This is a genomic window from Undibacterium sp. JH2W (assembly GCF_049340425.1).
GTDB lineage: Bacteria > Pseudomonadota > Gammaproteobacteria > Burkholderiales > Burkholderiaceae_D > Undibacterium.
Map to the genome: position 1 here is coordinate 162,985 of NZ_JBMPOT010000013.1, position 25,534 is coordinate 188,518.

26 protein-coding genes and 1 pseudogene are annotated in these 25,534 nt (G+C 51.8%); 10 read left to right on the forward strand and 17 right to left on the reverse strand.

The features are described 5' to 3' along the window. Positions 1-264 precede the first annotated feature (264 nt). Complete coding sequence (locus ACO0LC_RS20315; protein ID WP_423006453.1) at positions 265-642, reverse strand: hypothetical protein; 378 nt, start codon at positions 640-642, stop codon at positions 265-267. Between the two features lie 38 nt (positions 643-680). Then, positions 681-1,145, reverse strand: a complete 465-nt coding sequence (locus ACO0LC_RS20320) for a hypothetical protein (RefSeq protein WP_423006455.1) — start codon at positions 1,143-1,145, stop codon at positions 681-683. 72 nt (positions 1,146-1,217) lie between these two features. Between ACO0LC_RS20320 and ACO0LC_RS20325 the strand changes: the two genes are divergently transcribed. Beyond that, positions 1,218-2,183, forward strand: coding sequence for a M50 family metallopeptidase (locus ACO0LC_RS20325; protein WP_423006457.1), 966 nt, complete (start codon positions 1,218-1,220; stop codon positions 2,181-2,183). A 57-nt stretch (positions 2,184-2,240) separates the two neighbouring features. Here the strand turns inward: ACO0LC_RS20325 and ACO0LC_RS20330 are convergent, their stop codons facing one another. From ACO0LC_RS20330 to ACO0LC_RS20360, 7 genes and pseudogenes are all read right to left on the reverse strand, one after another. Next, positions 2,241-5,732, reverse strand: a complete 3,492-nt coding sequence (locus tag ACO0LC_RS20330; protein WP_423006459.1) for an EAL domain-containing protein — start codon at positions 5,730-5,732, stop codon at positions 2,241-2,243. A 378-nt stretch (positions 5,733-6,110) separates the two neighbouring features. Next, positions 6,111-6,731, reverse strand: a complete 621-nt coding sequence (locus ACO0LC_RS20335) for a hypothetical protein (protein WP_423006461.1) — start codon at positions 6,729-6,731, stop codon at positions 6,111-6,113. Between the two features lie 299 nt (positions 6,732-7,030). Next, a pseudogene (locus ACO0LC_RS20340) lies at positions 7,031-7,270 on the reverse strand (YhjD/YihY/BrkB family envelope integrity protein); the annotation flags it as partial. A 113-nt stretch (positions 7,271-7,383) separates the two neighbouring features. After that, complete coding sequence (locus ACO0LC_RS20345) at positions 7,384-7,530, reverse strand: lmo0937 family membrane protein (protein ID WP_423006463.1); 147 nt, start codon at positions 7,528-7,530, stop codon at positions 7,384-7,386. 46 nt (positions 7,531-7,576) lie between these two features. Beyond that, complete coding sequence (locus ACO0LC_RS20350; RefSeq protein WP_423006465.1) at positions 7,577-7,783, reverse strand: hypothetical protein; 207 nt, start codon at positions 7,781-7,783, stop codon at positions 7,577-7,579. 194 nt (positions 7,784-7,977) lie between these two features. Beyond that, the gene (locus ACO0LC_RS20355; RefSeq protein ID WP_423006467.1) at positions 7,978-8,280 is read right to left on the reverse strand and encodes a DUF883 family protein; all 303 of its coding nucleotides are present in this window, start codon (positions 8,278-8,280) and stop codon (positions 7,978-7,980) included. 129 nt (positions 8,281-8,409) lie between these two features. Continuing rightward, positions 8,410-8,943, reverse strand: coding sequence for a ferritin-like domain-containing protein (locus ACO0LC_RS20360; RefSeq protein WP_423006469.1), 534 nt, complete (start codon positions 8,941-8,943; stop codon positions 8,410-8,412). Between the two features lie 174 nt (positions 8,944-9,117). Here ACO0LC_RS20360 and ACO0LC_RS20365 point away from each other — a divergent pair, with 174 nt between their 5' ends. Continuing rightward, positions 9,118-11,229 carry an AsmA family protein gene (locus tag ACO0LC_RS20365; protein WP_423006471.1) on the forward strand — a complete coding sequence of 704 codons (2,112 nt, stop codon included), beginning with the start codon at positions 9,118-9,120 and terminating at the stop codon, positions 11,227-11,229. Positions 11,230-11,413: 184 nt separating this feature from the next. Here ACO0LC_RS20365 and ACO0LC_RS20370 read toward each other — a convergent pair whose 3' ends face one another. From ACO0LC_RS20370 to ACO0LC_RS20385, 4 genes are all read right to left on the reverse strand, one after another. After that, positions 11,414-11,608, reverse strand: a complete 195-nt coding sequence (locus ACO0LC_RS20370) for a hypothetical protein (protein ID WP_423006473.1) — start codon at positions 11,606-11,608, stop codon at positions 11,414-11,416. A gap of 98 nt (positions 11,609-11,706) precedes the next feature. Beyond that, positions 11,707-12,108, reverse strand: a complete 402-nt coding sequence (locus ACO0LC_RS20375; RefSeq protein ID WP_423006475.1) for a PRC-barrel domain-containing protein — start codon at positions 12,106-12,108, stop codon at positions 11,707-11,709. 137 nt (positions 12,109-12,245) lie between these two features. Then, positions 12,246-12,716: a hypothetical protein gene (locus ACO0LC_RS20380; RefSeq protein WP_423006477.1), complete on the reverse strand. Its 471-nt coding sequence runs from the start codon at positions 12,714-12,716 to the stop codon at positions 12,246-12,248. A gap of 362 nt (positions 12,717-13,078) precedes the next feature. Further along, positions 13,079-13,873 carry a class I SAM-dependent methyltransferase gene (locus tag ACO0LC_RS20385; RefSeq protein ID WP_423006479.1) on the reverse strand — a complete coding sequence of 265 codons (795 nt, stop codon included), beginning with the start codon at positions 13,871-13,873 and terminating at the stop codon, positions 13,079-13,081. Here ACO0LC_RS20385 and ACO0LC_RS20390 point away from each other — a divergent pair. From ACO0LC_RS20390 to ACO0LC_RS20405, 4 genes are all read left to right on the forward strand, one after another. Then, entirely contained in the window at positions 13,872-14,141 is a 270-nt protein-coding gene (locus tag ACO0LC_RS20390; protein WP_423006481.1) for a hypothetical protein, read from the forward strand. The two genes, ACO0LC_RS20385 and ACO0LC_RS20390, sit on opposite strands and share 2 nt — an antisense overlap. A 383-nt stretch (positions 14,142-14,524) precedes the next feature. After that, positions 14,525-16,162 carry a methyl-accepting chemotaxis protein gene (locus tag ACO0LC_RS20395; protein WP_423006483.1) on the forward strand — a complete coding sequence of 546 codons (1,638 nt, stop codon included), beginning with the start codon at positions 14,525-14,527 and terminating at the stop codon, positions 16,160-16,162. A gap of 346 nt (positions 16,163-16,508) precedes the next feature. Next, positions 16,509-16,982: a MarR family winged helix-turn-helix transcriptional regulator gene (locus ACO0LC_RS20400; protein WP_423006485.1), complete on the forward strand. Its 474-nt coding sequence runs from the start codon at positions 16,509-16,511 to the stop codon at positions 16,980-16,982. Between the two features lie 354 nt (positions 16,983-17,336). Next, the gene (locus ACO0LC_RS20405) at positions 17,337-18,356 is read left to right on the forward strand and encodes an alpha/beta hydrolase (protein ID WP_423006487.1); all 1,020 of its coding nucleotides are present in this window, start codon (positions 17,337-17,339) and stop codon (positions 18,354-18,356) included. A 91-nt stretch (positions 18,357-18,447) separates the two neighbouring features. Here the strand turns inward: ACO0LC_RS20405 and ACO0LC_RS20410 are convergent, their stop codons facing one another. Then, positions 18,448-18,882 carry an EamA family transporter gene (locus tag ACO0LC_RS20410; protein ID WP_423006489.1) on the reverse strand — a complete coding sequence of 145 codons (435 nt, stop codon included), beginning with the start codon at positions 18,880-18,882 and terminating at the stop codon, positions 18,448-18,450. A gap of 77 nt (positions 18,883-18,959) precedes the next feature. Continuing rightward, the gene (locus ACO0LC_RS20415) at positions 18,960-19,931 is read right to left on the reverse strand and encodes an AraC family transcriptional regulator (protein ID WP_423006491.1); all 972 of its coding nucleotides are present in this window, start codon (positions 19,929-19,931) and stop codon (positions 18,960-18,962) included. Between the two features lie 168 nt (positions 19,932-20,099). On the opposite strand from ACO0LC_RS20415, the gene ACO0LC_RS20420 reads away from it, so the two are divergent. The 3 genes from ACO0LC_RS20420 to ACO0LC_RS20430 all read left to right on the forward strand — a co-directional run bounded on the left by ACO0LC_RS20420 (position 20,100) and on the right by ACO0LC_RS20430 (position 22,630). Then, complete coding sequence (locus ACO0LC_RS20420) at positions 20,100-20,948, forward strand: oxidoreductase (RefSeq protein ID WP_423006493.1); 849 nt, start codon at positions 20,100-20,102, stop codon at positions 20,946-20,948. Positions 20,949-21,174: 226 nt separating this feature from the next. Continuing rightward, positions 21,175-22,059, forward strand: a complete 885-nt coding sequence (locus ACO0LC_RS20425) for a TIGR02285 family protein (RefSeq protein WP_423006495.1) — start codon at positions 21,175-21,177, stop codon at positions 22,057-22,059. A 94-nt stretch (positions 22,060-22,153) separates the two neighbouring features. Next, positions 22,154-22,630 (forward strand): Lrp/AsnC family transcriptional regulator, encoded by a 477-nt coding sequence (locus tag ACO0LC_RS20430; RefSeq protein ID WP_423006497.1) that lies wholly within the window; start codon positions 22,154-22,156, stop codon positions 22,628-22,630. Position 22,631: 1 nt separating this feature from the next. Here ACO0LC_RS20430 and ACO0LC_RS20435 read toward each other — a convergent pair whose 3' ends face one another. Beyond that, on the reverse strand, positions 22,632-23,255 hold the full coding sequence (locus ACO0LC_RS20435) for a glutathione S-transferase (RefSeq protein WP_423006499.1): 624 nt from the start codon (positions 23,253-23,255) through the stop codon (positions 22,632-22,634). Positions 23,256-23,408: 153 nt separating this feature from the next. On the opposite strand from ACO0LC_RS20435, the gene ACO0LC_RS20440 reads away from it, so the two are divergent. Continuing rightward, a complete protein-coding gene (locus tag ACO0LC_RS20440) occupies positions 23,409-24,437 on the forward strand; it encodes a pyridoxal-phosphate dependent enzyme (protein ID WP_423006500.1) in 1,029 nt (342 codons plus the stop codon). A 433-nt stretch (positions 24,438-24,870) separates the two neighbouring features. On the opposite strand, the gene ACO0LC_RS20445 is transcribed toward ACO0LC_RS20440, so the two are convergent. Then, positions 24,871-25,380 carry an RICIN domain-containing protein gene (locus ACO0LC_RS20445; RefSeq protein ID WP_423006502.1) on the reverse strand — a complete coding sequence of 170 codons (510 nt, stop codon included), beginning with the start codon at positions 25,378-25,380 and terminating at the stop codon, positions 24,871-24,873. Between the last annotated feature and the right edge of the window lie 154 nt (positions 25,381-25,534).

Here is a 25,534-nt window from a genome sequence, read left to right on the forward strand (position 1 = left end):
GGTGCGCCGCACGCACCACTTTCGTATGTAGCCAGTACCGCATTTCCTGGCAGCTTTCGTATCTCCGGACATGGTGCGTTATAACGCACCCTACCAGTAGAATGCTTGGCTTTCAATTGATGATATCAAGGCGTGTGAAGCAATTGCATCATCGTACGCGGCCTGTGGTTGGCATGGCGCACCCTACAAATTGCCGGGTAAGTAGGGTGCGTTATAACGCACCGCGTTTCCGGTAAAACAGTCGGTGATTATTTCGCAGCCAGCTCAGGCCTCTGGCTCGATATAAGCCTTATCCAAGACCACACGAGCCATGCGCTGGCTGACGTGCTTGAGCAACTTTTCCCGGAAGGGTGAGGTGGTGGTGTACATGAAATATTCGCCATGAGTATTGCGGGCGAAAATGGTCAGGCTGTAGGCCGCATGGCCCTGGCCGCCGCTTTCTTCGATCTTGGCGATGGTGGCAGTGCTGGCCTGGAAGCTATAGCGCTCATCGGCAGCTTCGCATTGCGCCTGCAGATAATGCTGCATGGCTTGCTGACGGATTTCCTTGAGGTCAAAGCTATCATCGGATGCGGGCAGATCCGGCATCATGTCTGCCAGCACGCTGAACACGGATACGAGAATGGATGCGGTTTCCGGCATGGTGATCCTTTCAGAAAAGGGATGCAGCTTGATATGCTTCAGTTTTTTTTCGATGCGATATTGTGCAGCAGATTAGCCATTTCCTTTTGCTGCTCCAGCACTTGTACGGGTATCTCAATCTCGTCTGCTGCAAAGTAAGAGGCCGGTGTGCCCAGTGCCAGCAGGCTGATGTCATGGGCCTGGGGATTCTGGTATTCGAGCTTGAGCTTATAGGTCTTGGCAGCATCTACGGTCAGCACTGCCAGCACGGGCCGGTGACTGGTTTCTGTCTGCATTTCATCAAACAGGGATTGCATCAACGGGCCCAGCAAGTCTGTGTATTCTGCCTGTGCGGCGCGCGCACTGAGTATCTTGCCCAGCCTGGACATGAATTGAAAACTCGGTGCAGCCGGGTCTTCTGCCAGATAACGGCAATACGACTGGTCCCATGCCTGCAGGGAGTCAGAGCTGAATTTTAAAAGAACTTTGGCCAGCAGCAGGGTAAGTTCATTTTTCTTAGACATGCAAGTTTCCGGTAAGGTGTATTCCGCAATTTTACTATGTCCAGCGGGATTTTATTGCATTGCAGAATTGTCATGTTTCTGTGGCAAGCAGAAAAAAACTGCAGTTGCGTAAGGTATTGGGCCTGTGCTTCATTGATGGGGCCGGATGCACTGGTATGGATGAGCATGGAATCTGGTTATACTATAAGCAATTTTTACTCTTCAGGAACCGGCATGGCTGTCCAGCAAGCTGCAACTTTAACCAGTATAAGTGCCAGCAATCGCGGCCTGGGCCACAGGCGCATGTTGTTGTCGCTGATGGTGGTGATTTTCTTGTTGTGGATAGCCTTGCCTTTGCTGTTTCCGCCACTGGCTTATCCTATCTATTGGCTGACTGCCCCTTTGCGCTATTTAAGTGTATTTGTGCATGAAATGGGGCATGGCCTGGCCAGTGTGCTCAGTGGTGGCAGGTTTTACTGGTTCCAGATGGATGAATATGGCGGGGCGGCCATCACCAGTGGCGGCATGGAAAGTCTGGTTTTGCTGGGCGGTTTGCTGGGCCCGGCATTGTTTGGCAGTATCTTGCTGCTGGTATCGACCAGGGCAGAGAAATTGCGCCTGCCTTACCTGGCTCTGTTGCTATTTTTTGCCTGCGGTGGTTATTACATGCTCAAACCACTGTTCATGAGCAGCAGCGATTATCCGCTGTTGGGGCAATGGCATGTACTGCATTTGCTGGCCCTGGTATTGCCAGTGACATTGATCCTGGCCACGGTGTATTTGTTGCGCGCTTCGGATACCTGGCAAAGGCTGGTCTTGCAGTGCCTGGGCATAGTCCTGTGTTATTCGGCGTTTAGCGACACCAGCTATATCTTCCGCTACGAGGTTTTGCACAATGGCAGTTTTTCAGATGCCAGGGTATTTGCCGCATTGTTCTCTCCCTTTAGCGTGCAAAACTTGCCCTGGTTGATTTTTGCACTTTACGCAGGTTTGATCGCCTTGCTGAACTTTGCCCTGCTGGGCTTGGGTGTAATGCGTGCTTTACGACAGCCCAAATGATTTATTTTTGCTAAGTGCGCGATTGCAGAAAGATGCATGGTTTGTACTTGTAGGGTGCTAAAGTGTAGACGGGTAAACCGCTGGCTTGCGCGCCGCTTCAAAATCGGCGATGGGCATGGGCCTACCAAAATAATAGCCCTGGTAGGCATGGCAACCCTGGCTGGCCAGGTAATCCCTCTGGGCGGCGCTTTCCACACCTTCTGCAATGACCGACAGGCCCATGCTCTGGCTGAGGGCGACGATGGTCCTGGCGATGGCAGCATCATTCGGGTCGGTCAGGACATCGCGTACAAAGGACTGGTCTATCTTCAACTGATCGAGCGGCAGGCGTTTCAGGTAGGTCAGGGACGAATAGCCAGTACCGAAATCATCGAGTGAAAAACACAGACCGGCGGCTTTGAGTTTTTCCATTTTCAGGATGATGTCTTCGACATCGTCGACCAGCAGGCTCTCGGTCAATTCCAGTTTCAATAATTCTGGTTTGGCACCAGTGGCACGCAAGACCTCGAGGATTTGTTCCACCACGTCAGCCTGCCGGAACTGGCGTGCGCTGACATTCACGGCTATCGTCAGATGGGCGCTGGCAGTATCGTCGGCCCAGCTGAGCAATTGCTCGCAGGCGGTGCGCAAGACCCACTGGCCCAGCGGCAATATCAAGCCGGTGGCTTCTGCCAGTGGGATAAATTCTGCCGGAGATATCATGCCGCGTTGCGGGTGCTGCCAGCGTACCAGGGCTTCGGCACCGATCAGTTCACCGTCTGCGCCTACCTGGGCTTGATAATGCAGGCGCAATTGCTGTTCGCGCAAAGCTTCGCGCAATTCTTTTTCCATGCGCGCGCGCGATGTGACCACGGCTTGCATGGCCGGATCAAAAAAACGCAGGGTATTGCGACCGGCCGTCTTGGCGGCGTACATGGCCAGGTCGGCTTGTTTCATCAATTCTTCATAGCCATGGTCATGCTGGGAAATCAGGGCTGCGCCTATGCTGGGTGTGCTATGGCATTCATAGCCGTCAAGGTCATAGGGCAGGTTCAGGGCGGCGAGCATTTTCTTGCCCACCATTTCTATCTGGCTCGCGGCTTCATGGGCAGACTCGCTGAGGTTTTCCAGCAAGAGCACAAATTCATCGCCACCTATGCGTGCCACGGTATCACCTTCGCGCACGCCATGGACCAGGCGGTCTGAGACTTGCTGCAACAACAGGTCGCCCTTGTAATGGCCCTGAGTGTCGTTGAGGGTCTTGAAATTGTCGAGATCGATATACATCAGCGCGCCGTGGCGGCCGTTGCGGGCACAGGCCAATAAGGCATGTTGCAAACGGTCAGTCAGCAGGCGGCGATTGGGCAGGCGGGTCAGGGGATCATAAAAGGCCAGGTTCTTGATTTCATCTTCTGCTGCCTTGCGCATGGAGATATCCACCAGGGTGCCGACATAGTGCAGCAATTCCTCATTGCGCCCGCGCACGGCAGTAATGGTCAGCCATTGCGGGCTGATATGGCCGTTTTTATGGCGATTCCAGATTTCCCCCTGCCAGGAGCCGGTTTGTGACAATTGCTGGTCCATCGTGCTGAAGTAAGCGGCATCATGGCGGCCAGAGTTGAGCAAATCCTGGTTTTGTCCTATTGCATCTTCCCGCGTATAACCCGTGATTTCTGTGAAAGCGCGGTTGACTTGCTGTATGACTCTATCGGCATTCGTAACAAACATACCTTCATGCGATTCAAATACAGTGGCAGCCAGATGCAGGCTTTGCTCGGCCTGTTTGCGGGCGGTGATGTCACGCACGAAGGCCGGAAATAATTCCTGGCCGGGCAGGTAACGTACCGAGACTTCTACATCGATGATGCGGCCATCCTTGCGCCTGTGACGGGCTTCAAATTGCTCACTGCCCGCCTCGCGCACGCTATTGAGCCTGTCATGCAAGAGCTTGCCATGGTGTTCATCAAGCACGTCGACATCGACGATATTCAGGGCCAGCATTTCTTCGCGGGTATAACCCATCATGGTGCAGGCGGTTTCATTGACTGCCAGCAGATGACCATCCTTGTTAATCAGCCAGTAGGCATCCATGGCGGTTTGCAAAATCATCTCATCGAGGTCGGTCATGCGCTTGCGTTCAGTGATATCCACGGCCAGCCCACCCAGTTGGGGCTTGTCATCCGAGCCGGTAAAAACAAATTTATTGACCAGCCACCAGCTATTGCTGCCATCTGAATTAACAGAGGGCCAGATGGCTTCATTTTGCGAGCCACTTTGCAGCAAGGCCAGGTCACTTTCACGATAGTCATCGGCAATATCGGGGGGCAGGAAGTCATGGTCGGTCTTGCCTATGACTTCATTCCGCTGGAAGGCGAAGCGCCGTAAAAAATTATCGCTGACAAAGACATATTTGCCGTCGCCATCCTTGATCCAGGCGACGATGGCACTATTGTCGAGAAAGGCGCGGAATTGCTCGTCACTTTGCTGTTGCGCTGCCAGCATGCGGTTGAATTCACGTGCCACGGCTTGCAATTCAACCGGACCTTGCAACAATGCCCTGGCACCGAGGTCGCCAGCCTGCACGGCGCGGGCCACGCTTTCCATGGCTGTCATGGGTTGCGTGATGCGCCGCCCAAAAGTCAGTGCCACCAGCAAGAGCAGTACTATCATCAGGCAGGCCAGCGCTATTGATTGTATGGCGCGGCTACGCGCCTCGGAAAAAACGGTGTTGCTTGGTACACCGACAAAGGCCACCATGCCATGTTCAGATAATGAGGTGACAGAAAAAAAGCGGACTACCCCATCCACGGCCATGCTTTCAAACTCACCATTTTTTAATTCAACGATGCGTCTGGCAGCCTGGGCGTTCGGGCGGGTACCGATGACACCATCCGGGTCCAGGTTGCGCCAGACCATGATGCCATCATCACGGAAGTAGCCATAGCGGCTGGAATTCGGCAAGAACTGGGAGGGAATGGCAGGGTCAAAAAAACTCACATCTACCGACAAACTGACCACGCCTATCTTTTGCTCTTGCAAGTCCAGGATAGGCAGGCTCAGGGTAGTTGACCAGGGGCCGCCAGCATGCAGGCGACGTGGTGGTGAGATGGTCAGGCTGGCGGTTGAGACTGTGCGTCCGATCTCATCGATGTTAACGATGTCCTTGACCAGCGTAGCCGGGCCATTGCGCACAGTGCACAGGACATTGCCCTGCAAATCCGCAATCGCCAGACGTGCAAACACCGGGTCAAGGCTGGCCAGGCTGCTGAGCCTGCCCGGGCATTCCTGCAATTGTAATTGTCTGACGGTAGGCAGGCTGGCGATGCCACCCATGATCTTTTGTACCTGGTCAAGCTTGCCCTTGGTGTTCTTTATCATGACATTTGTCATGCTCCTGAGGGCCGTCTTGGTGTGTTCTGTGGAACGCTGGAAATCGTTATAGATGCTAAAGCCCACCGCCGCCACCAGTGGGAGCGACACTGCCAGTACCAGCATCAGCAAATAACTGCGTATAGACCTTGCTGGCGCTGATTGCGCTGCAGTAGACAAGTCTTCACGCGGTGTTGTCATCATGCTTTCCCTAGGTGTTGGTTTGGAAAGAGTCAGCCCTGTCAATAATTTAACACGCTCATGGGGGCTTACATGCTTTTCAAATGGCGAACAAGGCAAGATGTTGCTAAAAGCCATGCTTGTTATGCGTTAGCTAATGTAGCCATACTAGCATGCCTGGGCATTAAAAAAAATGCTCTGCATGGGTGTTGATCCTTGATACATGCCGCGAGTTTCGCCGCTATGGCGACACGCATGACATAGCCTGCTAATGGCACAAAATGAGGCTAAAATGTAGTTAACATGCGGTCAACATGCGGCAAAACCTTGAGTACGATGCACTTGTGCATGTCTGCAAGGTATTTATGCAAGGCTGGGTATCAGGACATCAGTCTCGCTTCAGGCAGCTTCAGGATGGCGCACGACCAGCGGCATGTCTGCGCTGACAACAGAGGCTTTGTCAGCGAAAAGTTTTTTGACCAGATAGGCTACCCGGTTCCTTTGAAAATCATCATACACTGCCAGGATATTCTGCACAGTCGGGATTTGTGATTGCAACTCGGCTTCCACCATGGGAGAAACCCAGTCCGTGCGCCAGTACATGTCGGCACCATTCGATAAGGGCAGATGGCCAGCATAATCAGTGTTGCCAGAGAGTGGGCAAACCAGCGCCGGGCTGAAGTCAGGGGCGTAGAATTTTCTCAACGTGCCCAGGCCAAAATCCACAATATACTGGTCCGCCACGATGCAGGTTACATGCCCCTCTGTTTGTCCTTCATGGGCATAACCTTGATAACCTATATAGAAAACAGCATTATCTTGCCTGATTTCGGCATAACAGCCTTGCACCCTGGCCTGATGGCCTTTTGCCGTCAAAATTTGCGCCAGCATGGCTGACATGGCGAAGCAGGAGCTGCCAAAGTGCTTGAAAAAATCGAGAATTTCAAAATCAGCAATAATCAGGCTCAAATCCTGAGCCAGTTTATCGTCTTCTACTACTTGAAGAAATGCAGTGTTCATTTGCGTAAGATTGCCAAAACTGCAAATATAGGCAGCTCAAACATCTATAAATCTATTAACCAAATGCAATACTATCTGGTTCACAATTTTTTACAATGATAGGTAAGTGACAAAACGCATTATCTTGTAAGTAGATATTACGGAAATGAAACAGTGCTTATTTATAAAGCTATATTTGCATTAAAATCCTGATTTATTTTGTCTTAAATATATGATTATTAACACTATTTAATTGCTTGACAAGATTTTAAGCTAAACCATATAAAAAGATTTTTGCAAAATTGTGAATGGTTTTTTTGTTATCTCTCTTGCAGTTTGTTGACTTGCCGCAGACGACCCGGTTTGCAGGCATATTGACGGGTAAATTCTGCACCTGGCAAAAATATCTGGGCTGAGTAATAAACCAATGTCAAAATGGCAATAATGAGGCCGGCAGCACCAAAACTGCTGGCGACGCCGCTATTGCCGATATACACCCCAATCACATATTTACCGGCATGAAACAAGGCTGAGGTGCCAACAGCACCAGCCCAGACGTCACCCTGGTACTGAATTGTGCAAGATGCTGAGCAGACTCTGCAACAAGCCAGGCAACAAGCGGGGCAGGGCAATGCTGCGCTTTAGCATTACCCTGACGACGGATGTCATGACTTTATAGTCTTTCCCCGCGTATGACACGCAGCAAGATCATGACGACGGCAATAACCAGCAGGACATGGATAAAACCACCTATGGTATAGGCCGATACCATACCCAGCAGCCACAGAATGATGAGGACAACGGCGATAGTATAGAGCATGATTTTTCTCTCATTAACAGCGGCGCAATTCAAGGATCACGCCAGTTCAGGAAAACTGACAAGCAAGTCTTTTGACCAGGCTCGCAGTACGATTTCTTGCAGCAGAAATAGGACCAGTAAAATTATTTATATGTGATGCAAAGCGCTGTATCTGCATTGCGCCGGAGTTCATCAAATTCTGCCGGACATCTTTCTGCACGCTGCCATCATCACGCAGGAGCCTTGCCATGTCTGTTCGCCAGCGCACGGACATTCGATAATCCGGTGGCGACTATCTTCTTCTATCCGCTTTCATGAAAATCTTGTTTGGCGGTAGCCCAGGTCTTGCAGTTATTGCAGCTCTTCTGCGTCGACCTGACGACATAAAATGCACAAGCAATACAAACAACGCAGGCAAGAAAAAAGCAGCCTTGATGTCTGGCTGCCTGGCAATGATCGGGGGGCTGCTTACTTGCGGCTACACAGCAAACCCACCAGCAGGCCCACAGTGGCTGCTGCACCCAGGCTGCTCCATGGATGCTCCTTGACATAAGTATCGGTAGATTCTACAGCCTGCTTGCCGGTGGCGATGACGGATGCCTGTGCATCCTGGGTCATGGCCATGGCAGCATCCACCATTTTCATGCCACGCGCGCGCATCTCGTCGGCTTTTTCACCAGTGAGGGCAGCGGCTGCATTAAACAAACCCTGCGCATCCTTGAGCAATACTTTGATATCTTTGTTGACAGATTTGAAGTCAGATTCGAGCATGATGGTTTCCTTTATGTGTAGTGTGAACTAAGTAGAACATTGAAAACTTGGATAAAGCCTTAGAACCTAAACAGGTTCTTAGACTTAATGTTGCTGAACTCTAGCGCTCTCTCCTTGAAAGGGAGGGGATTACAGCAGATCCCGCATATCGTCCGCATGTTCTTCTTCCTTGGCCATGATGCCCACCAGCATCTGGCGCGTGGTCGGATCGCTGTCGCCTATTTTTGCCAGCATTTGTCGGTAAGATTCTATCGCTACTCTTTCAGCGATCAGATTGGCCTTCACCATGGCTGCTACATCTTCGGCATCATTGTATTCGGCGTGACTGCGCGCAGTCAGTGAGGCCGGGTTGAAGTCAGGTTTGCCGTTAAGCTGTACTATGCGCTCGGCCAGTAAATCGGCGTGTTCCTGTTCTTCCAGGGCATGTTCCAGGAATTCTGCCTTGATAGCGCCATTGTGCGCGCCCGACACCGTGTAATAATGGCGCTTGTAACGCAAGATGCACACCAGTTCCGTGGCCAGTGCACCATTGAGCATGGCGATCACTTCTTCGCGATCACCCTGGTAGCCGGCAGTAACTGCGCCATCATCCAGATTCCTGGCGGCTGCGCGTATGGCTGCAGTGTCTACACCAGTATGCGCATTGCGATTGACTTCATGCATGATATTTTCCTTTGAAAAGATGGGGTTTGCCGATGAGTGCGACACCGGATTACTTTATAAGCCTTGCCCGCACTGGTGTCAGTGCGTTGGCGTACATAGATGCAGATACTTATGTCGTAGGCTATAGCCTGGGGCAAGCTCCCCGCAGAACACACCATGAAACACTGACGCTACATGAAATCCAATAAAAAAATTATCCGTATCAGCCTGATAGTCCTGGCAGCTTTCATCAGTCTGCTGGCGCTGAGTTTGCTGGTGTTGCTGAACATGGACTGGAACCGTGCCAAACCCTGGCTCAATGAACGTGCCAGTGAAGCCCTGGGACGGCCTTTCAGCATACGTGGCAACCTGGCATTGAGCTGGGAAAAACAATTCAGCGGCCCGGAAACTGCGACTGGCTGGCGTGGCCGCATCCCATGGCCGCATTTGCAGGCGCAGGATATTCATATCGGCCAGCCAGCGGTCATGTCAACAACTATGCCAGCAAGTGCCGCAGAAAAAAAACCGGGATCAACTGCCCTGACCCCGCTGCCTGCTGAAGACATGGCCGAGATCAATGAAGTCTCTTTCTCTTTGAACCCCCTGGCCTTGCTGGAAAAAAAGCTGGAAATACCCTTGCTGCGTTTTCAGAACAGCAGCCTGTCCTTGCAGCGTTTTGCCGACGGCAGCAATAACTGGACCTTGCAAAAAACTACCAGCTCCTCACCCTGGAAACTGGAATTACATAGGTTGGTGCTTAGCCAGGGCAAGCTGCATTTTGTCGATGCCATCCGCCATGCCGATGTCAGCGCCGATATAGAGAGCATCAATACCGATGCTGACTATGGTATCAGCTGGAAACTGCAAGGCAAGCTGTATGGTGACAATATCACTGGCAGCGGCAAGGCTGGCGCCATCTTGTCGCTGCAAAACCAGACCCAGCCCTTCCCCATCATGGCGCAACTGCAAATGGGGCAAACCAAGATCAGTGTAGAGGGGAGTGTCACCAAGCCCAGTGAGCTGGCAGCGGTGGACATGCGCCTGCACATATCCGGCAACAGCATGGCGCGCTTGTACCCACTGACAGGCATAGTCTTGCCTGAAACCCCGGAATTTACTACCGCAGGCCATCTGACTGCCACCCTGGGCAAGATAGACAATCACTGGAAATATGAAAAATTCACAGGCAAGGTCGGTTCCAGCGATCTGGCAGGCAGCATGGATTATCAAACCAGGAAGGCAAGCAAGTCGCGCCCTTTGCTGCAAGGTGATATGAGCTCACAGGTCTTGCAGTCTGCCGACCTGGCACCACTGGTGGGGGCAGATTCCAATGCCAATAAACTCAAGCGCGGCACGACTGCGGTACAACCAGGAGATAAACTCTTGCCAGTGGAAGCATTTCGTACCGAGCGCTGGCGCAGTATTGATGCCGATGTCAACCTCAGTGCAGGCAAACTGATAAGAAAAAAAGAACTGCCCATACACAAGCTGCAAACCCGACTCATCATGAAAGATGGTGTCATCACCATGTTGCCGCTGAGTTTTGAGCTGGCGGGCGGTCAAATGCAGGCGCATATCACGCTTGACGGCAATGGCGGTAGCGCTGCCAAAAATAATGCTGGTGATCAGGAGCCGGACCCGGCACATGCGCCAGCCATACATGCAAAAATGCGGGTCACGGCCAGGCATATACAGTTGCAGAAATTAATACCCACGCTGGCAGCATCCAGGCTGACGGTAGGTGAAATCAATGCCGATGCCAATCTGGCTGCCACCGGTAATTCTGTTGCCAGCCTGCTGGGCGCATCCAACGGTGATGTCAGCAGCATGATAGATCAAGGTACTGTCAGCAAACTCTTGCTGGAAGAAATGGGGCTCAATATCGGCAATATCATCCTGACCCGCCTGGCTGGGGATAAACAGGTAAAATTGAATTGCATGCTCAGTGATTTTTCTGTCACCAATGGGCAAATGAATACCCGCAGCTTCTTGATAGACACTGAAGAAGCCTTGATAGAACTGACGGGCAGCATCAATCTGCAAAAGGAAGATCTCAACCTGACCATCAAACCTAATAGCAAGGGCTTGCGCGTACTCTCGCTGCGTGCGCCGCTCTATGTGCGTGGCACTTTCCTGCACCCTGAGGTCAGCGTTGATAAAGGCGTATTAGCCCTTCGTGCTGGCGGTGCCATAGGCCTGGCCTTACTCAACCCATTTGCTGCCTTGCTGCCACTGATGAACACAGGGCCGGACCAAAGTAGCGGCTGCGCGACTTTGCTTAAATCAGGGAAAAAAGCAGGAAAATAAAAAAAGCTGCAATATGGATAGGGTGTGGGATAGGGGGGCGGGGTAGGGTGCGCCATGTGTACCCTACACATTTGCTTATTCAGTAGGGTGCGTTATAACGCACCGCTTTTCCATTGCCAGCAGCCTCAAAAAACAGCCTTGTGATCAAGGCTGTTTTTAACTTTGTACAGATGAGTAGCGGCGATCAGTAAGGGCTGGTCCTGATCATGGATGCTACTTCGCGCGTTTCGGCCAGTACTTCATTGACGGCCATTTGCAGAGTGTATCTTGCTTCTTCCGCATCACGTGCTGGTTCCGGTGTACGGAACAAATGGCGGCTACGCTTGTTGAGGGCTTTTTCATATACCTTGAAGGCAAATTGCATTTCTGTGTAGTCCATGGTGTTCTCCTGACGTTGAATTGGAGGTGATTGCAGAATCAAGCTGGCGTTGCCGCATCTGCCAGCCATCTTGATTTTGCAACGACCTTTTGGAAAAATTATTTGCTTTTGGTGTAATAATTTTGTACCGAATCCACCCACATCTGATCGGCCATATCTGGCCAGTTTTCACTGTCAAAACCGGGAGAATTTTCAAAATGGATTTTTGCAATATCCAGGATAAAGCGCTTGTTCAGCGCATCCAGGCGCAGTGTCGACCATGGTACGGCAAACAGTTTTTCACCTATGCCAAGCAGGCCGCCATGGGCCACTACGGCATAGGCAATATTGCCGCTATGCGTATTGAGCATGATTTCTTTGATGTCACCCAGATGCTCTTCAGCAAGGTTGACGACCTTGTCGCCAATCAACGTACTGGCACCCATCAAGTCAGGGCCAGGGCCCTTATGAGCAGTATAGGCAGGGTCGGGGATGTAAGTGTCAAAAGTATTATCAATCATGATGAATCCTCAAGAGTGAATCGAGGCTTCAGCATACGTGCTCAGGCAATTCTGTACAGTTCGATAGCGTACATAGAGAGATGATTATTTTTTTTGAAATTTGAGACCCTGGCCGCTCCCTCATCGGTTTGCAGAAACTACTTTGCTGCAGGCTTGCGTGTGAAAATCAGGTAATCCACCATGCGCCAGTTAAGGCCATCACGCTGGTTTTCATAGATCATCTTGAAGCTGTTTTGATTCAAGCGTATGAAATGAAAACGCTCAGGCATGTTGCCAGCCAGCTCTGCCTTGCTAAAGACCAGCGCATCGTCTTGCCAGCCCTCACTATGGAATACGCGGGCACTACCAAAATTATTGGCGCCAACCATGACTATTTTGTTTAAAGCGCGGTCATATCCCCACAGGGTCAGGGACTTGAACGTATTTGGTGTCAGGTCGGTATGGCGATATTGTAGCCACTGTCCATCCAGATCCGGCGTGAAGCTGACATCGGCGGCGATTTTTTTACCACTGGCAAACTCACCTGCACCCTGCCATTCGCCAGCAAAGAAGCTGACGATGTCGGCTGGCAAGTTCATTGCAGCAGGCTGTTTTAGCTCTTCTGCCATGACAAAATTCATCATCCCTGATGCGCAAAAAAAGGCCGTGATGCTCACAAAATGCTTAAGTGCTCGCGATAAATTTTTCATACTTTTTACTGCCCTTAATTGTTGATGACGGAGATAGGAAAAACACTGGTTTAGTCAAAAAAATAAGCCAGGAAGTTCAATTTTATTTGGGATAATTTGATGCAGATGCATTTTATAAACGCATGCCGGGCGCTGCGGCCCGGCACAAAATTTTCCATGACGAGATAGAAAGCTCGTCATGCTGGCAGGTCCGTACGCCCTGTTGTTGTTCATCAAAAAACGCAATCAAGAAAGTCGTAATCAGAACGACCAGCTTGCGTCTGGAGTATCAGTGAATTGCTTCAACATTTTTCTGCATAGGTGGCCAGAAAGCTGGGCAGATAATGGTCGAGCACAAAGCGCGGCTGTGGCTGGTGGTCTTCCAGGAAACCGCGCAGCCGCAAGCCTGCCTCCAATTGTCCTGCTATTTGTTCACTCAGGCTGTGGCCAAATACCATTGCTTCGCCACGTTCCCGCTTGGCAGCCAGCTCAGCTTCACTGAGGTCGCGCAAATCTGAATATGGCAATTGAAAGCGTGGTTTGATGAGGCCCTGTTCTGCATATTGCGGATCACGGTCTGCCACAAACAGCACAGGATTATAAAAACTGCTGAGCAGCCTGCCACCCGGGCGCAACACGCGTGCGCATTCGCGCCACACTGGCCTGATATCCGGCACATAGAGATTGGAGATGGGGTGGAAGATGCAATCAAAACTGCCATCGGCAAAGCGTGACAGATCACGCATGTCACCTTGCTCTATCCGCATCTCCAGGCCATCGCGCTCAGCCACCATGCGGTCTTGTGCCAGCTGCATGGCAGAAAAATCAAACACCGTCACACTAGCACCTGCCGCCGCCAGCACCGGTGCCTGTTGCCCCCCTGCTGCTGCCAGGCAAAGTACCTCCAGTCCGTGCACATCCCCCAGCCAGTCAGCGGGCAGGGGGCCTGGCGTCAGATGTACTTGCCAATCACCATTGCGCGCTGCCGCGATGGTGGCACTGCTGACTGCTTGCGACCATGCACCTTGCCGCGTCGCTTGCTGGTCCCAGGAATCACGGTTATGCGTCAGGAAATCAAAAGTTTTTGTATCAGGCATGGAAAATCCTCAAAATAGTCATTTGAAAATGCTCGCCAGCGGGTTCAGGATTGCTTTTGTGTCGTACCGCCAAAACGGGTCAAGCCGTTGGCGTGGATCAGATGCAGGTCAGGCACCTGGCATCAGACTTCAGGCAAAAACAGCAATGCAGCAAACCAGCTACCCGGCGGGCAGTGTATTCGCGTTAAAGATGTATCAACATCCTGCATTACTTGTTCATGTCGAAGTGTCCCTGGAAGGAAATGGAAGAGGGAAAATTTTAGCATAAAAGGCAAGTGTGTTGGTGTTGAGATATCTTTTCAGGATGCGCCGGCGTATCGATGTAAAGCCCGCTGATTTTCCTCCCTTGTTCCGCGCTGAAAATCGTGGCAATGTCATTTCTGCACGAATGTGAATTCATATTGCGCACAGTCAAACATTGCTAAATACGGTTTTCCATCGAGCAATTTTCTTATACCTTCCTACTTATGATGTTAAATAAATTCTGGTGGATACGAAGTCTCAAAAAAATAAAAACATCACAAGAATTAACTCACCGGAATTTGTAGGCGCAACAAGAGCAAGCCAGGTATGCGCGGCAAAGGGGAGTTGATACTTGATAATGCGTTTTTGCTATTTTTATTGGTATGGATTGACGATTGGGGCAGGGCCATGAAGACGACACTAAAAACCAGATTGATGCTAGTGATGGGTATCATGAGCGTACTCATGATACTGGTAGGGCTGACAGGTTTGTATGCCATGAGCGCCTCACATCAGGCCGTCAAAGCCAGCCATGAAGAGGGCACACTGAGCCTGGAAAAACTCAGCAAGCTGGAAAAATTATTGACGGGAAATCACTATGCCATCCTGTCGGCCCTGGCGGACCCCAGGCCAGAGAAACTCAAGGAAAGTGCCTATGTGATAGAGCATGCCAGGCCTGCCATCGATCAGTTGTGGGTAGACTTTGCGTCTGCTCCCTTGTCGTCACAAGCAAGAAAGACAGCAGATGAACTGACACATCTGCGTGTCAGTTTCGACCATGCCGTTACCTTGCCTCTTATCCAGGCCCTGCTGGAGGCTGATACAGCAAAAGTCAAGGGCATCAGCATCACGGCCGACAAGCTCTATCCTGCGCTCATGAGCACCTTGACTGGTTTGCGGACCCTGCAAATGGATGGTGCAAAAAAACGATTTGAAGAGGCTGAAGCAGAATATGCCAACTCAGGTAAGCTGATGTGGGCAGCCATGGCGCTGGGCCTGGTATTGGCGGCAATGCTGGCTTATCTTATGCTCGACAATATTTATCAGCAAGTGGGCGGTGAGCCAGCTTACGCCGCACAAATAGCCAGACAAATGGCAGATGGTGACCTGGATGTCAGTATCACTATGGAAGTACCTGACGAAGGCAGCTTGCTGGCTTCTTTGCAAAGACTGCAAACCGGGCTGGCAAAGACCTTCAAGGACATGCGTCTGAACACCTCCAATATCGCCAGGACATCTGGCCAGATACTCAACAATAATGCAGTTTTATCTTCACGCATAGAACAACAGGCTGGTTCGCAAAAACGGGCTGTGGCTGCCATCAGCGAGCTGGGCGCGACTATCCGCCACAACGCCGAGCAAGCGCGCCATGCCATGCAATATGTCGACGATGTTTGTGAACTTGCCTGCGAAAAAGAGCAGGCAGCCAGTGGGGCGGTTATCGCGGCGATGCAAATCCAGCAGGCATCGGCCAGGATTTTTGACAATATCCAGGTGATTGACGAACTGGTTTTCCAGATTGATACCCTGTCCCTGAAAGCCACTGTAGAAGATGCCAGCGCGCCTGAGGCTGGCCAGCGTTTTGCAGTAATCGCGCCAGAAGTGCGCGACCTGGCACAATGCGTAGCCTGTGCCGTCAAGGAAATCAAAAACCTGCTCAATGAATCGCAGGAAAAACTTGATCGCGGCAGCAAGCTTTTCAGCCAGAGCAATGGAGATACGGAAAAAATCCTCACTGCCCTGCACCATGTCAACAGCCTCATGGCAGAGATCAACACGTCCACCAAAAAACAGGAAGCCAGCATCAGACAAGCCAAGCATGCCATCATCGACATGGAATATGCCAGCCACAAAGATGCCGTACAACTCAGCGTTGCCATCACGGCGGCCAAGCTACTGGAGCAACAGGCAAAACACCTGGTGATATTGAGCAGCGGTTTCAAACTTGGGCCCCTGCACAGACCACAGGCACAATTGCAAGTCGTCAACACGGTGAGCGAGGCTGCACCAGCCAAACGCCCCAACTTGCGTCTGGTGCATCCGTAGCCTGGCGAGGCCCGACCCAACCTGCGAAACTGAGCAGCGGTTTCAAACTCGGCCCCCTGCACAGTAGTAGGTTGGGCTACGCCTCATCAGCCCAACACTGGGCCTATGGTAAACGTATACGCTATTAACCGCCGAGTGTTGGGCTAGTAAACCGTAGCCTAGCGAGGCCCGGCCCAACCTACGAAACTTCCCTTGGTTCCCCTATGTTTTCCTCTGTACTAGCAGGAAATCCAGATGGCATACCAATTCCTGCACAACGAAGATTGCTTGGAAGTTAAGCACGGCACAAACCTGCACTAAAAAATATTTTAAAAATAGCTTGCAAATAAATAGTGCGCTATTTAAAATGCAAAGCATGAAAACCGCAAACACCAAATCAGCCTTGCAAACACCCGTGCCGCAACTGGGTGACCAGCTTTGTTTTGCCCTGTATTCGACTTCCCTGGCAATGAACAAGCTGTACCGCAAGTTACTCAAGCAAATGGGGATTACCTATTCGCAGTATCTGGTGCTGATGGTTTTGTGGGAGCAGGATGAACAAACCGTCAATGACATAGGCGAGCGCCTGATACTGGACTCGGCCACTTTGACCCCTTTGCTCAAACGCATGGAGGCACAAGAGTTGATCACCAGAATCAGGTCAGCAGCAGACGAGCGCCAGGTGATTATTTCGCTGACCAAAGCGGGCAATGATTTGCGCAAGCAGGCTGCGAGTTTGCCGACCTCGGTCTTGTGTGCGACAGAATGTTCTCCTGACGAGGCACGCGACTTGAAGCAAGAGATACTGGCCTTGCGGGCTGCCTTGATGAAGAATGTATGATTGATGTCCGGATTTTTTGAAATTTGAAATATATAGTGCGCTATTTAATAGTTAGCATTGTTTTTGTAGGAGCGGCTTCAGCCGCGAACATATTGCCGTAAAAGTCGTTCAAGTTGCGCAGGCATTCGCGGCTAAAGCCGCTCCTACAGAGCACAGCTTATATTGAAGAGATGGACACTAATACCACAAGCACTGGCTATATTTACTTGTCAGGAGTTTATTTCGCCTTCAGCAATTTGTAAATATATAGTGCGCTATTTAATAATGAATTATTTAAAAGAATAATCAAGAAAAACCAGTTTGTAGTACCCCAAACGCAGTCATCACACTGCATCACATGAAAAGGAAATGACCATGACACACTTGAAATCGCTCCTCGCTGCAACAGCCATCAGCCTCTCCGTCAGCAACGCTTTTGCGGCTGGCAGCCCCGGTGTTGAACCAACGACGCAAGCTTTCTTGCAGGCGCTGGAAGCTGGTGGCGGTAAACCGCTGGAACAATTACCAGTGGCCGATGCACGCGGTGTGCTGGTCGGTGCACAAGCAGGTGTCAAACTGAGCTTGCCCGCTGCTGATGTGTCCGAGAAAATCATCAAGGTCGATGGTGGCGATATCAAGCTGACTATCGTGCGCCCCGCAGGTGTCAAAAAAACCTTGCCAGGCTTTATGTACTTCCATGGCGGTGGCTGGGTGCTTGGCGATTATCCTACCCATGAAAGATTGGTACGCGACCTGGTGGCAGAATCCGGTGCCGTCGCCATTTTTGTCAACTACACACCCTCACCAGAAGCTGGCTATGGCATCGCCATCCAGCAAGCCTATGCTGCGACCAAATGGGTGGCAGAACACGGCAAGGAAATCCAGGTCGATGGTAGCCGCCTGGCGGTCGCGGGCAATAGCGTCGGTGGCAATATGGCCGCCGTCGTCAGCCTCATAGCCAAGGACAAAGGCGGCCCCAAATTGCGCTCGCAAATCCTGCTGTGGCCAGTGACGGATGCTGACTTTAATAATGAATCCTACAAGCAATTTGCTGAAGGCCATTTCCTGACCCGCAATATGATGAAATGGTTCTGGGATAACTACACCACTGATGCTGCCAAACGCCAGGAGATTTATGCATCGCCCCTGCGCGCCACGACTGAGCAATTGACTGGCTTGCCAGCGGCCCTGATACAAACCGCAGAATTCGATGTCCTGCGCGACGAAGGCGAAGCCTATGGCCGCAAACTCGATGCAGCAGGCGTCAAGGTCACGACCGTGCGCTACAAGGGCATGATCCATGATTTTGGTTTGTTGAATGTACTGGCCAAAGTACCAGCCGTGCGCTCGGCAATGTTGCAGGCAGGTGCGGAATTGAAGGCGAGTTTGAAGTAAGGGGATATTTGAACGGCAGTGATTCTGTAGGTTGGGCTGATACCCCGTAGCCCAACCTACGGAGGGAAATTTTTGGGGAAATTTTAAAAATTCAACGCTTAAACGCCAGCAACAACACCCCGCCTGCCACCATGCCTATGCCTGTCCATTCGCGCAGCGATGGCCGTTCACCCAAAAATGCAAAGGCAAATACCGCCACCAGCACCAGGCTGAATTTATCGACGGGGGCTACCTTGGATGCCTCCCCTAGTTGTAATGCACGAAAATAACATACCCAGGATGCCCCCGTGGCCAGGCCGGACAAAGTCAGGAACAGCCAGGTCTTGCCCGACAATTCCAGCGGGTTGCTCCACTTGCCCGTGTATGCCACAAACAGGGATAGCACGACGATGATGATGGCAGTGCGCACCAGGGTGGCCAGGTCAGAGTCGACGCCCTGTATGCCTATCTTGGCAAAGATGGCCGTCATGGCGGCAAACACGGCTGATAAGGCAGCCCAATAAAACCAGGTATTCACTGTCGTCATTTTCTACTCCTTGGTCCTGTTGCAGTGCATGTCAAACAAAGCATCTGATTGCCGGATGATTCTACATCTTTATTAGCCTAGGATAATGAAGATAAGCCTACACCCTCATGCATGCGCAAGACGCTGCGCATTTGCCTGACTTCTTCCAGCGGGCTGCGGCCAAACAGGCGTTTGAATTCGCGGCTGAATTGCGAGCTGCTTTCATAACCCACGGTATTCGATGCGGTATAGGCATTCATGCCTGAGCGTATCATCAGCAGGCGTGCCTTATGCAGGCGCATGGCCTTGATGTATTGTATGGGCGTGGTACTGGTCACTTGTTTGAAGTGCAGGTGAAAGGCGGGCAGGCTCATGCCTGATTCACGCGCCAGGCTATCGACATCGAGCTTGTCGCTGTAGCCCTCATGGATCTTGCGCAAGGCACGGCTAATTTTCTGAAAATGGCTACCTTGGCTCAAGGCTGCGCGCATGGCTGCACCTTGCTCACCCATGAGTATGCGGAAATAAATTTCACGGACGATGGCGGGTGCCAGTATCTTTGCCTCCAGTGGTGATGCCAGCGCCTGCAGCAGGCGCAGCACGGCTTCGGCCAGGGTATCGTCAACCTGCGTTGCATACATGAAAGTGGGCGTGTTTGCTGGTGTGCCTGCGGGTTTGCCTGTGGGTGTCAGGGCCAGGGCTGCATCAGCTTGCGCCTCCTGCACGGCCAGCGCCAGCTCTGCCGCCAGGGCGTGCTGTATGCCCAGGTGGATGCCCAGCATCGGTTGTTCTGCGGTTGCCTCGGTATCCGCTTCAAAAGGCATGGGCGCGGATACCACCAGATATTGCCGCGCATCATAGGTGTACGTGGCATCGCCCAGATAGGCCTGCTTGCGCCCCTGCACGATGATGCAGATGCAGGGTTCGTACATGACGGGCGTGCGGCGATAGGCATGGTCACTGCGCATGAAATGCACATAGTCCAGTGCGGATGCCGTAAAGCCTTCTTGCGCCGTCAGGCTGGCGACCATGCTGGCCAGCCTGGAATTGATATCGTCCTTGCCTTGCATATGTCTGATGAAGAGGAATGGGCATTCATCATAGCAATAATTGCAGGCAATTTGCTGGCCGCAAGAGGATTAGGCAAGAATCAGAAAGTTTCCGGCATTTAGTTTATGACCCTGCCTGCCTATCATGGCTACATTCCGCAATCAGCGGTCACACTGGAAAGGTAGATCATGAAACAAAAGACCTGGTTAATTACAGGTGCCGCTCGCGGCATAGGTGCCGCCATCGCCAAGGCTGCACTTGAGAGCGGCGACAAGGTTGTCGTCACTGGCCGCGATATCAGCAAGCTGCAAAGCCAGTTTGCCAGCTATGGTGAGCAAGTGCTGGCGCTGACACTGGATGTCAATGACGACGCCCAGGCACAAGCCGCAGTCAAGACAGCTTGCGCACAGTTTGGCAGCCTGGATGTGCTGGTCAATAATGCAGGCTATGGCCAGCTAGGCTTGTTTGAAGAAATCAGCACGGCAGAAATCCGCCAGCAATTCGACACCAATGTGTATGGCAGCATGAACATGGCACGCGCTGCCTTGCCTGTCATGCGTGAACAAAGGCGCGGGCATATCTTCAACCTGTCATCGATAGGTGGCGTGGTGGGTTTTGAAAGTGCCTCGGTGTATTGCGCTAGCAAGTTTGCCATAGAAGGTTTCTCGGAATCGCTGGCGCTGGAAGTGGCACGCTTTGGTATTCATATCACCATCGTCGAACCTGGTTTCTTCCGCACTGATTTCCTTGACCAGAGCTCGGTACGCTATGGCGACAAGAGCATCGCTGACTATGCCGATAGCGGCGTCAACAGCCGTGAAACGTATGCGGGCTACAATCACCAGCAAGCCGGTGACCCGGTCAAACTGGGTGCTGCCATACTGTCCATCAGCAATATGGTCGAGCCACCATTGCGTTACACAGCAGGTTCAGATGCCATACAAATCGTCGGTGCCAGCCTGGAAAAACACCAGCAAGAGTTGCAGCAATGGCGGGTATTGTCAGCCTCAACCGATGGCGATTTTGCCCAGCGGTAGGCATATCTCCCCATCTTTGTAGGGGGCGTTGTAACGCACCCTACGAGGCTGTATTGAATGGTCTTCAGCTTTGAAACCAGGTAAGCCACGCCCAACGCACCGGTGTGTCTCCTTGATTTTCTCGCAACTTTGTCAAAATGACAAAGTGTGACATACTTGCGCCCTTTTATTGTACCGGTGCGCAGGGAGAGGGTGAATGCAGGGTGTTTTATGTGGGTGGGCGTGTGTGGCCAAGTGGTTCAAGAGTGCCACCCTGGCTTCTGGTTTTTTTGCCAGCGGCATGATGCAGGGGGCGAACGAGATTAGCTGGTATGTCTATCATCTGCCACCACTCTATATACAAGAAGGCCCGGGCAGGGGCGAGGGCATCGTCGACCTGGCCTTGCAGCGCCAGCTTATCCCTGGTTTGCCTGCCTATCAGCACAAGTTCATCAACGTCCCGCTCAAGCGTCTGGAATTAATGCTCAGGGATGAGGATAATGCCTGCGCCCTGGGCTTGTTTAAAAATGCCGAGCGCGAGAAAACCATGATTTTCTCCCAGCCTTTCTTTGCCCAGCTACCACCCGGTGTCATGATACCGCGTACCCAGATCGCGCAATTGCGGCCTTATCTGGTTGCCGGTGACAAACTCAATTTAAGCAAATTGCTGGAAGATGAAGTGCTGACTGTAGGTGCACAAAGTGGTCGCAGCTATGGTGCGAATATTGACGAACTGCTGCAGGCATACAAAGGCAAGAAAAATATCTATCTCAATAGTGCACCGAATGCCGCAAAAAGTTTATTGCAAATGAATGCCCTGGGCCGTGTCAACCTGGTGCTGGGTTATCCGTATGAAGCCAATTTTCTGAATAGCCGCGACAATGCAGATTATATAGACCTGAAATTCTATCCGCTGCAAGAACAGCCCGCCTACCTGCTGGGTTATGCCGCCTGCTCCAAAAGTGCCTTTGGTGAACAAGCCATAGAACAAATCAATACAGTGCTGGCCCGCCGCGAAGTGCTGGAAGCCATTGCCCTTGTCTATGAAAGCTGGCTGCCGGAAGATGCACGCGCCCTTGCGCACCAGGTGCATAACCAGGCTTTTCAATTCAAGGGCAGGGTGCGTAAATAAGTCGGCTGCCTGAATGCTACAATCCTGTATCAGGGCAAAGAATGTATTAGCTTGCTCTAATCCAGAACAGCCAGAACAGCCAGAACAGACCACCATGCAACTCGACAAATTTGACCGCCAGTTATTAAACCTCGTGCAACAAGATTCCAGCCTGGCGGCCGAGCGTCTGGCTGAACAGGTGCCACTCTCACCATCAGCAATACAGCGGCGTTTGCGTCGTCTGCGTGAGCAAGGCGTCATCCAGCGCGACACTGCCATTGTTGATCCAGCCAAGATAGGTCGGCCCAATTTCTTCATCGTTTCACTTGAAGTCGAGCGCGAGCGGCCAGAATTATTGGCGCAATTGCGCACCTGGCTCAATGAGCAGGAACAGATACAGCAAGCTTTTTATGTCACGGGTGAAGCAGACTTTGTGCTCATTATCACGGCACCACATATGGAAGCTTTTGATACTTTCATGTCGCGCCTCATGCTCGATAACCCCAACGTCAAACGCTTCACCACCAATGTGACGCTGGGCTTGCTCAAGCGTGGCTTGCATATTCCTGTGCCCCTTGATGAGACTGAATAAGTTAATCCTGGGTATCACCTGAGAGTGGTGTCGCCAGCATGGCTTGCCGCGTAATGAACTCTGCATACCATGCAGCCAGCCTGGGGTGATTGTCCTTAAAGTCGGGTAGCTCGCGAAACTCCAGCCAGCTCAGGGCCGTGGCCACGGCGATGTGGCCGACATGCATGGGGCTGTCCACATTCATATCCAGTTCACGCTCCAGCCAGTCATAGCTGGCTTGCAGCTTCCCGATATGCCCATCGCGCAATGGTGGATAACGCAGGGCTTCTGGTCGGCGTGTGGTTTCCCAGCGCACGGCAATGCCAGAATCGGCCATGCCCTTGGCCACTGCCTGCACCCGCAAGGCATGCCAGCGGGCTTCGCCCTGGGCTGGGATCAGTGGCCTGCCTGCATGCAGGGTATCGAGGTATTCACAAATCACATCAGAATCAAAGATAGGCTGCAAACCTGGCCGCAACAATACCGGCACTTTACCTAAAGGGTTTTGTGCATACACGGCTTCATTGCGCAGGGTAGGGCTGGTTTCATGGTGGATGACTTCTATTCGTTCTGTCAGGCCAGCTTCATGGGCAAACACCAGGACCTTGCGGGCATAGGGAGAATGAGTTTGGTAAAGTAATTGCATGCGTGCGCCTTTTGAAAATGTTAAAACCGGGTAGCAATACTAAATCTGGCACTGCGCGTTTTAAGTGCAATGGCATACCGCAATCTGCCTGTTTGTGGCAAGTTATCGCCATCTTTGCGGCGCAGATTTTTGCTGCAGCTTTACACTGGGCAAATGAAAACCACACCACTACACCTTATACAGGCATCCGCCCTGCTCGATGATGATAGCCCCACAGCCCTGCTGGATTTGCCAGGACTGGCTGCTGCCGCCAGGGTCAGGCGCGTTCTGGTCAAGGCAGAAAACCAGCGCCCCCTGGGTAATTTCAAGGTGCTGGGTGGCATGGTCGCAGCCCTGCGCGCACTCGCTCGCGCCACTGGCATACAAACACTGGAAGAACTTCAGGTCACTGCGCGCTTGCCAGGTCTGATCTGTGCCAGCGATGGTAATCACGGCCTGGCCGTGACAGCTGCGGCCAAAAAGGCAGGCACCCGTGCCGCCATTTACCTGCCTGCAGGCGTGGCAGCCAACCGGGCCGAACGCATACGGCAACTCGGTGGTGAAGTCATCTGGGTCCAGAGCAGCTATGATGACGCCGTGTTGCAAGCCGCTGCCGCAGCCAGCAACGGTACGGGTTTGCTGGTGCCGGACACTTCTGAAGACATCAATGATGTAGCCGTCAACGACGTCATGGATGGCTACAGTCTCATCTGCACAGAGCTGCAACAGCAATTACCTACAGATGCTGCGCAGCGCCCCAGCCACCTCTTCATACAGGCTGGCGTTGGTGGCCTGGCCGCTGCCATGGCCCAGGGCATGCGCGACAGCATGTGCGAACCACGTCGCCTCATCATCGTCGAACCAGCCTCTGCCGCCTGCGTTGCCCTGGCCTTGCGAGTAGGCCATCCTGTCTATGCCAAAGGCGATTTGCAAACCAGCGCCCAGATGCTCTCCTGCGGCCTGGCATCTGCCCCGGCACTGGCGATTTTGCTGCAACACCAGGCCAGCGCCATCAGCGTCAGCGAAACGCAATTACAAGCCGCCATCAACATCATGCAAAACCGCGGCGGCCCGGCCAGCACCGCATCCGGTTGCGCTGGTCTGGCAGGTTTGCTGCATGTCGCGGCAGATACTGGATTAAGGGCAGAGCATGGACTGGATGAAGAGAGTTGCGTGTTGCTGGTGGTCAGCGAGGGCGTTTGATTTTTTGGGGGCAAGAAAAAATTAAGACCTGAAAGCGCACTACAGAGACAGGGTTTTGTAGGGTGCGTTATAACGCAGCATTTCAGAGTGGGCCAATTGAGGCCATGGTGCGCACGGCGCACCCTACCAGAGTGGTTTTGTAGGAGCGGCTTAAGCCGCGAATGCCTTGCCGTGCCCGTTGAAATCAAAACCAAAAATCTCACCACAGAGACACAGAGACACAGAGGAAGAAAAGACTGTTTGCAAGCAGTCTTCGGGTATCACACACGAATTCCCTGCTATGCCACAGAGAAATGCATGATGCTGGAAGATGAAGGCTGGGATGTATCTGCCAGTTCGACATAAATACTGTATTTCTCTGTGCCTCTGCGATGAGTTTTTTACTGGACTGGATAACTAAGATATATTTTCAGGCACCCAAATCTCCTGATTTTTAGAACGCCGTATTACGCCAGAACTGCCCGGTGACGTAGTCGCATTTGTCCATGCTCAGTTGATCGTTCTTACCATCATTGATGATGTCCAGGCACATTTTTTCACCAGAAAAAGTATTTTTCAGTTTGGCATATTTGTTGTCTGGTGTTGCTTCAAATTTCCAGGACTGGCCGCTGAAGTCACCGCATCTGGACATCGTGGGTTGATTGTTTTTGCCATCGTTGACTATGTCCAGGCACATGCCAGGGCCGGAAAAGCCGTTCTTCAATTTGAAATATCCTGCTTCACCAGTCTGTATCAATTGCCAGGCCTGGCCTGAGTAACTGCTGCACTTAGCCATGGAGGGGATTTTGTTTTTTCCATCGTTGATGATATCCAGGCAGGTGTTGCCGCCTGTGAACTGGGTTTTAAAGCGGAAATCTTTACCACGCGCCTGGCCTTCAGGGGCAGACGTAAGCAGGACAGCAAGCAAAAGAGAAGTACCGATACACAATGCGCTAAGTTTCATTTTAATGATTAATGTAAGTAAATAAAATAAAAATACCTTCCCCGAATAGTGCTAAATAAGCAATATTTGGAAAGCTTGCCAATATAGCATAATGATAACTAAAGTACAATGTTTTGGAATTTGGAAAACGGCATGATGAGGCAGATGCCATCCT

What these genes read in the sequence shown, in the direction of transcription:
- ACO0LC_RS20345 (WP_423006463.1), bottom strand. Translation starts at nt 7,530, where the DNA reads ATGCTCTATACTATCGCCGTTGTCCTCATCATTCTGTGGCTGCTGGGT.
- ACO0LC_RS20420 (WP_423006493.1), top strand. Translation starts at nt 20,100, where the DNA reads ATGAAACAAAAGACCTGGTTAATTACAGGTGCCGCTCGCGGCATAGGT.
- ACO0LC_RS20380 (WP_423006477.1), bottom strand. Translation starts at nt 12,716, where the DNA reads ATGGCAGAAGAGCTAAAACAGCCTGCTGCAATGAACTTGCCAGCCGAC.
- ACO0LC_RS20350 (WP_423006465.1), bottom strand. Translation starts at nt 7,783, where the DNA reads ATGTCCGTGCGCTGGCGAACAGACATGGCAAGGCTCCTGCGTGATGAT.
- ACO0LC_RS20315 (WP_423006453.1), bottom strand. Translation starts at nt 642, where the DNA reads ATGCCGGAAACCGCATCCATTCTCGTATCCGTGTTCAGCGTGCTGGCA.
- ACO0LC_RS20320 (WP_423006455.1), bottom strand. Translation starts at nt 1,145, where the DNA reads ATGTCTAAGAAAAATGAACTTACCCTGCTGCTGGCCAAAGTTCTTTTA.
- ACO0LC_RS20405 (WP_423006487.1), top strand. Translation starts at nt 17,337, where the DNA reads ATGACACACTTGAAATCGCTCCTCGCTGCAACAGCCATCAGCCTCTCC.
- ACO0LC_RS20365 (WP_423006471.1), top strand. Translation starts at nt 9,118, where the DNA reads ATGAAATCCAATAAAAAAATTATCCGTATCAGCCTGATAGTCCTGGCA.
- ACO0LC_RS20430 (WP_423006497.1), top strand. Translation starts at nt 22,154, where the DNA reads ATGCAACTCGACAAATTTGACCGCCAGTTATTAAACCTCGTGCAACAA.
- ACO0LC_RS20335 (WP_423006461.1), bottom strand. Translation starts at nt 6,731, where the DNA reads ATGAACACTGCATTTCTTCAAGTAGTAGAAGACGATAAACTGGCTCAG.
- ACO0LC_RS20355 (WP_423006467.1), bottom strand. Translation starts at nt 8,280, where the DNA reads ATGCTCGAATCTGACTTCAAATCTGTCAACAAAGATATCAAAGTATTG.
- ACO0LC_RS20360 (WP_423006469.1), bottom strand. Translation starts at nt 8,943, where the DNA reads ATGCATGAAGTCAATCGCAATGCGCATACTGGTGTAGACACTGCAGCC.
- ACO0LC_RS20435 (WP_423006499.1), bottom strand. Translation starts at nt 23,255, where the DNA reads ATGCAATTACTTTACCAAACTCATTCTCCCTATGCCCGCAAGGTCCTG.
- ACO0LC_RS20445 (WP_423006502.1), bottom strand. Translation starts at nt 25,380, where the DNA reads ATGAAACTTAGCGCATTGTGTATCGGTACTTCTCTTTTGCTTGCTGTC.
- ACO0LC_RS20440 (WP_423006500.1), top strand. Translation starts at nt 23,409, where the DNA reads ATGAAAACCACACCACTACACCTTATACAGGCATCCGCCCTGCTCGAT.
- ACO0LC_RS20400 (WP_423006485.1), top strand. Translation starts at nt 16,509, where the DNA reads ATGCAAAGCATGAAAACCGCAAACACCAAATCAGCCTTGCAAACACCC.
- ACO0LC_RS20370 (WP_423006473.1), bottom strand. Translation starts at nt 11,608, where the DNA reads ATGGACTACACAGAAATGCAATTTGCCTTCAAGGTATATGAAAAAGCC.
- ACO0LC_RS20415 (WP_423006491.1), bottom strand. Translation starts at nt 19,931, where the DNA reads ATGCAAGGCAAGGACGATATCAATTCCAGGCTGGCCAGCATGGTCGCC.
- ACO0LC_RS20385 (WP_423006479.1), bottom strand. Translation starts at nt 13,873, where the DNA reads ATGCCTGATACAAAAACTTTTGATTTCCTGACGCATAACCGTGATTCC.
- ACO0LC_RS20395 (WP_423006483.1), top strand. Translation starts at nt 14,525, where the DNA reads ATGAAGACGACACTAAAAACCAGATTGATGCTAGTGATGGGTATCATG.
- ACO0LC_RS20410 (WP_423006489.1), bottom strand. Translation starts at nt 18,882, where the DNA reads ATGACGACAGTGAATACCTGGTTTTATTGGGCTGCCTTATCAGCCGTG.
- ACO0LC_RS20390 (WP_423006481.1), top strand. Translation starts at nt 13,872, where the DNA reads ATGGAAAATCCTCAAAATAGTCATTTGAAAATGCTCGCCAGCGGGTTC.
- ACO0LC_RS20375 (WP_423006475.1), bottom strand. Translation starts at nt 12,108, where the DNA reads ATGATTGATAATACTTTTGACACTTACATCCCCGACCCTGCCTATACT.
- ACO0LC_RS20325 (WP_423006457.1), top strand. Translation starts at nt 1,218, where the DNA reads ATGTTTCTGTGGCAAGCAGAAAAAAACTGCAGTTGCGTAAGGTATTGG.
- ACO0LC_RS20330 (WP_423006459.1), bottom strand. Translation starts at nt 5,732, where the DNA reads ATGACAACACCGCGTGAAGACTTGTCTACTGCAGCGCAATCAGCGCCA.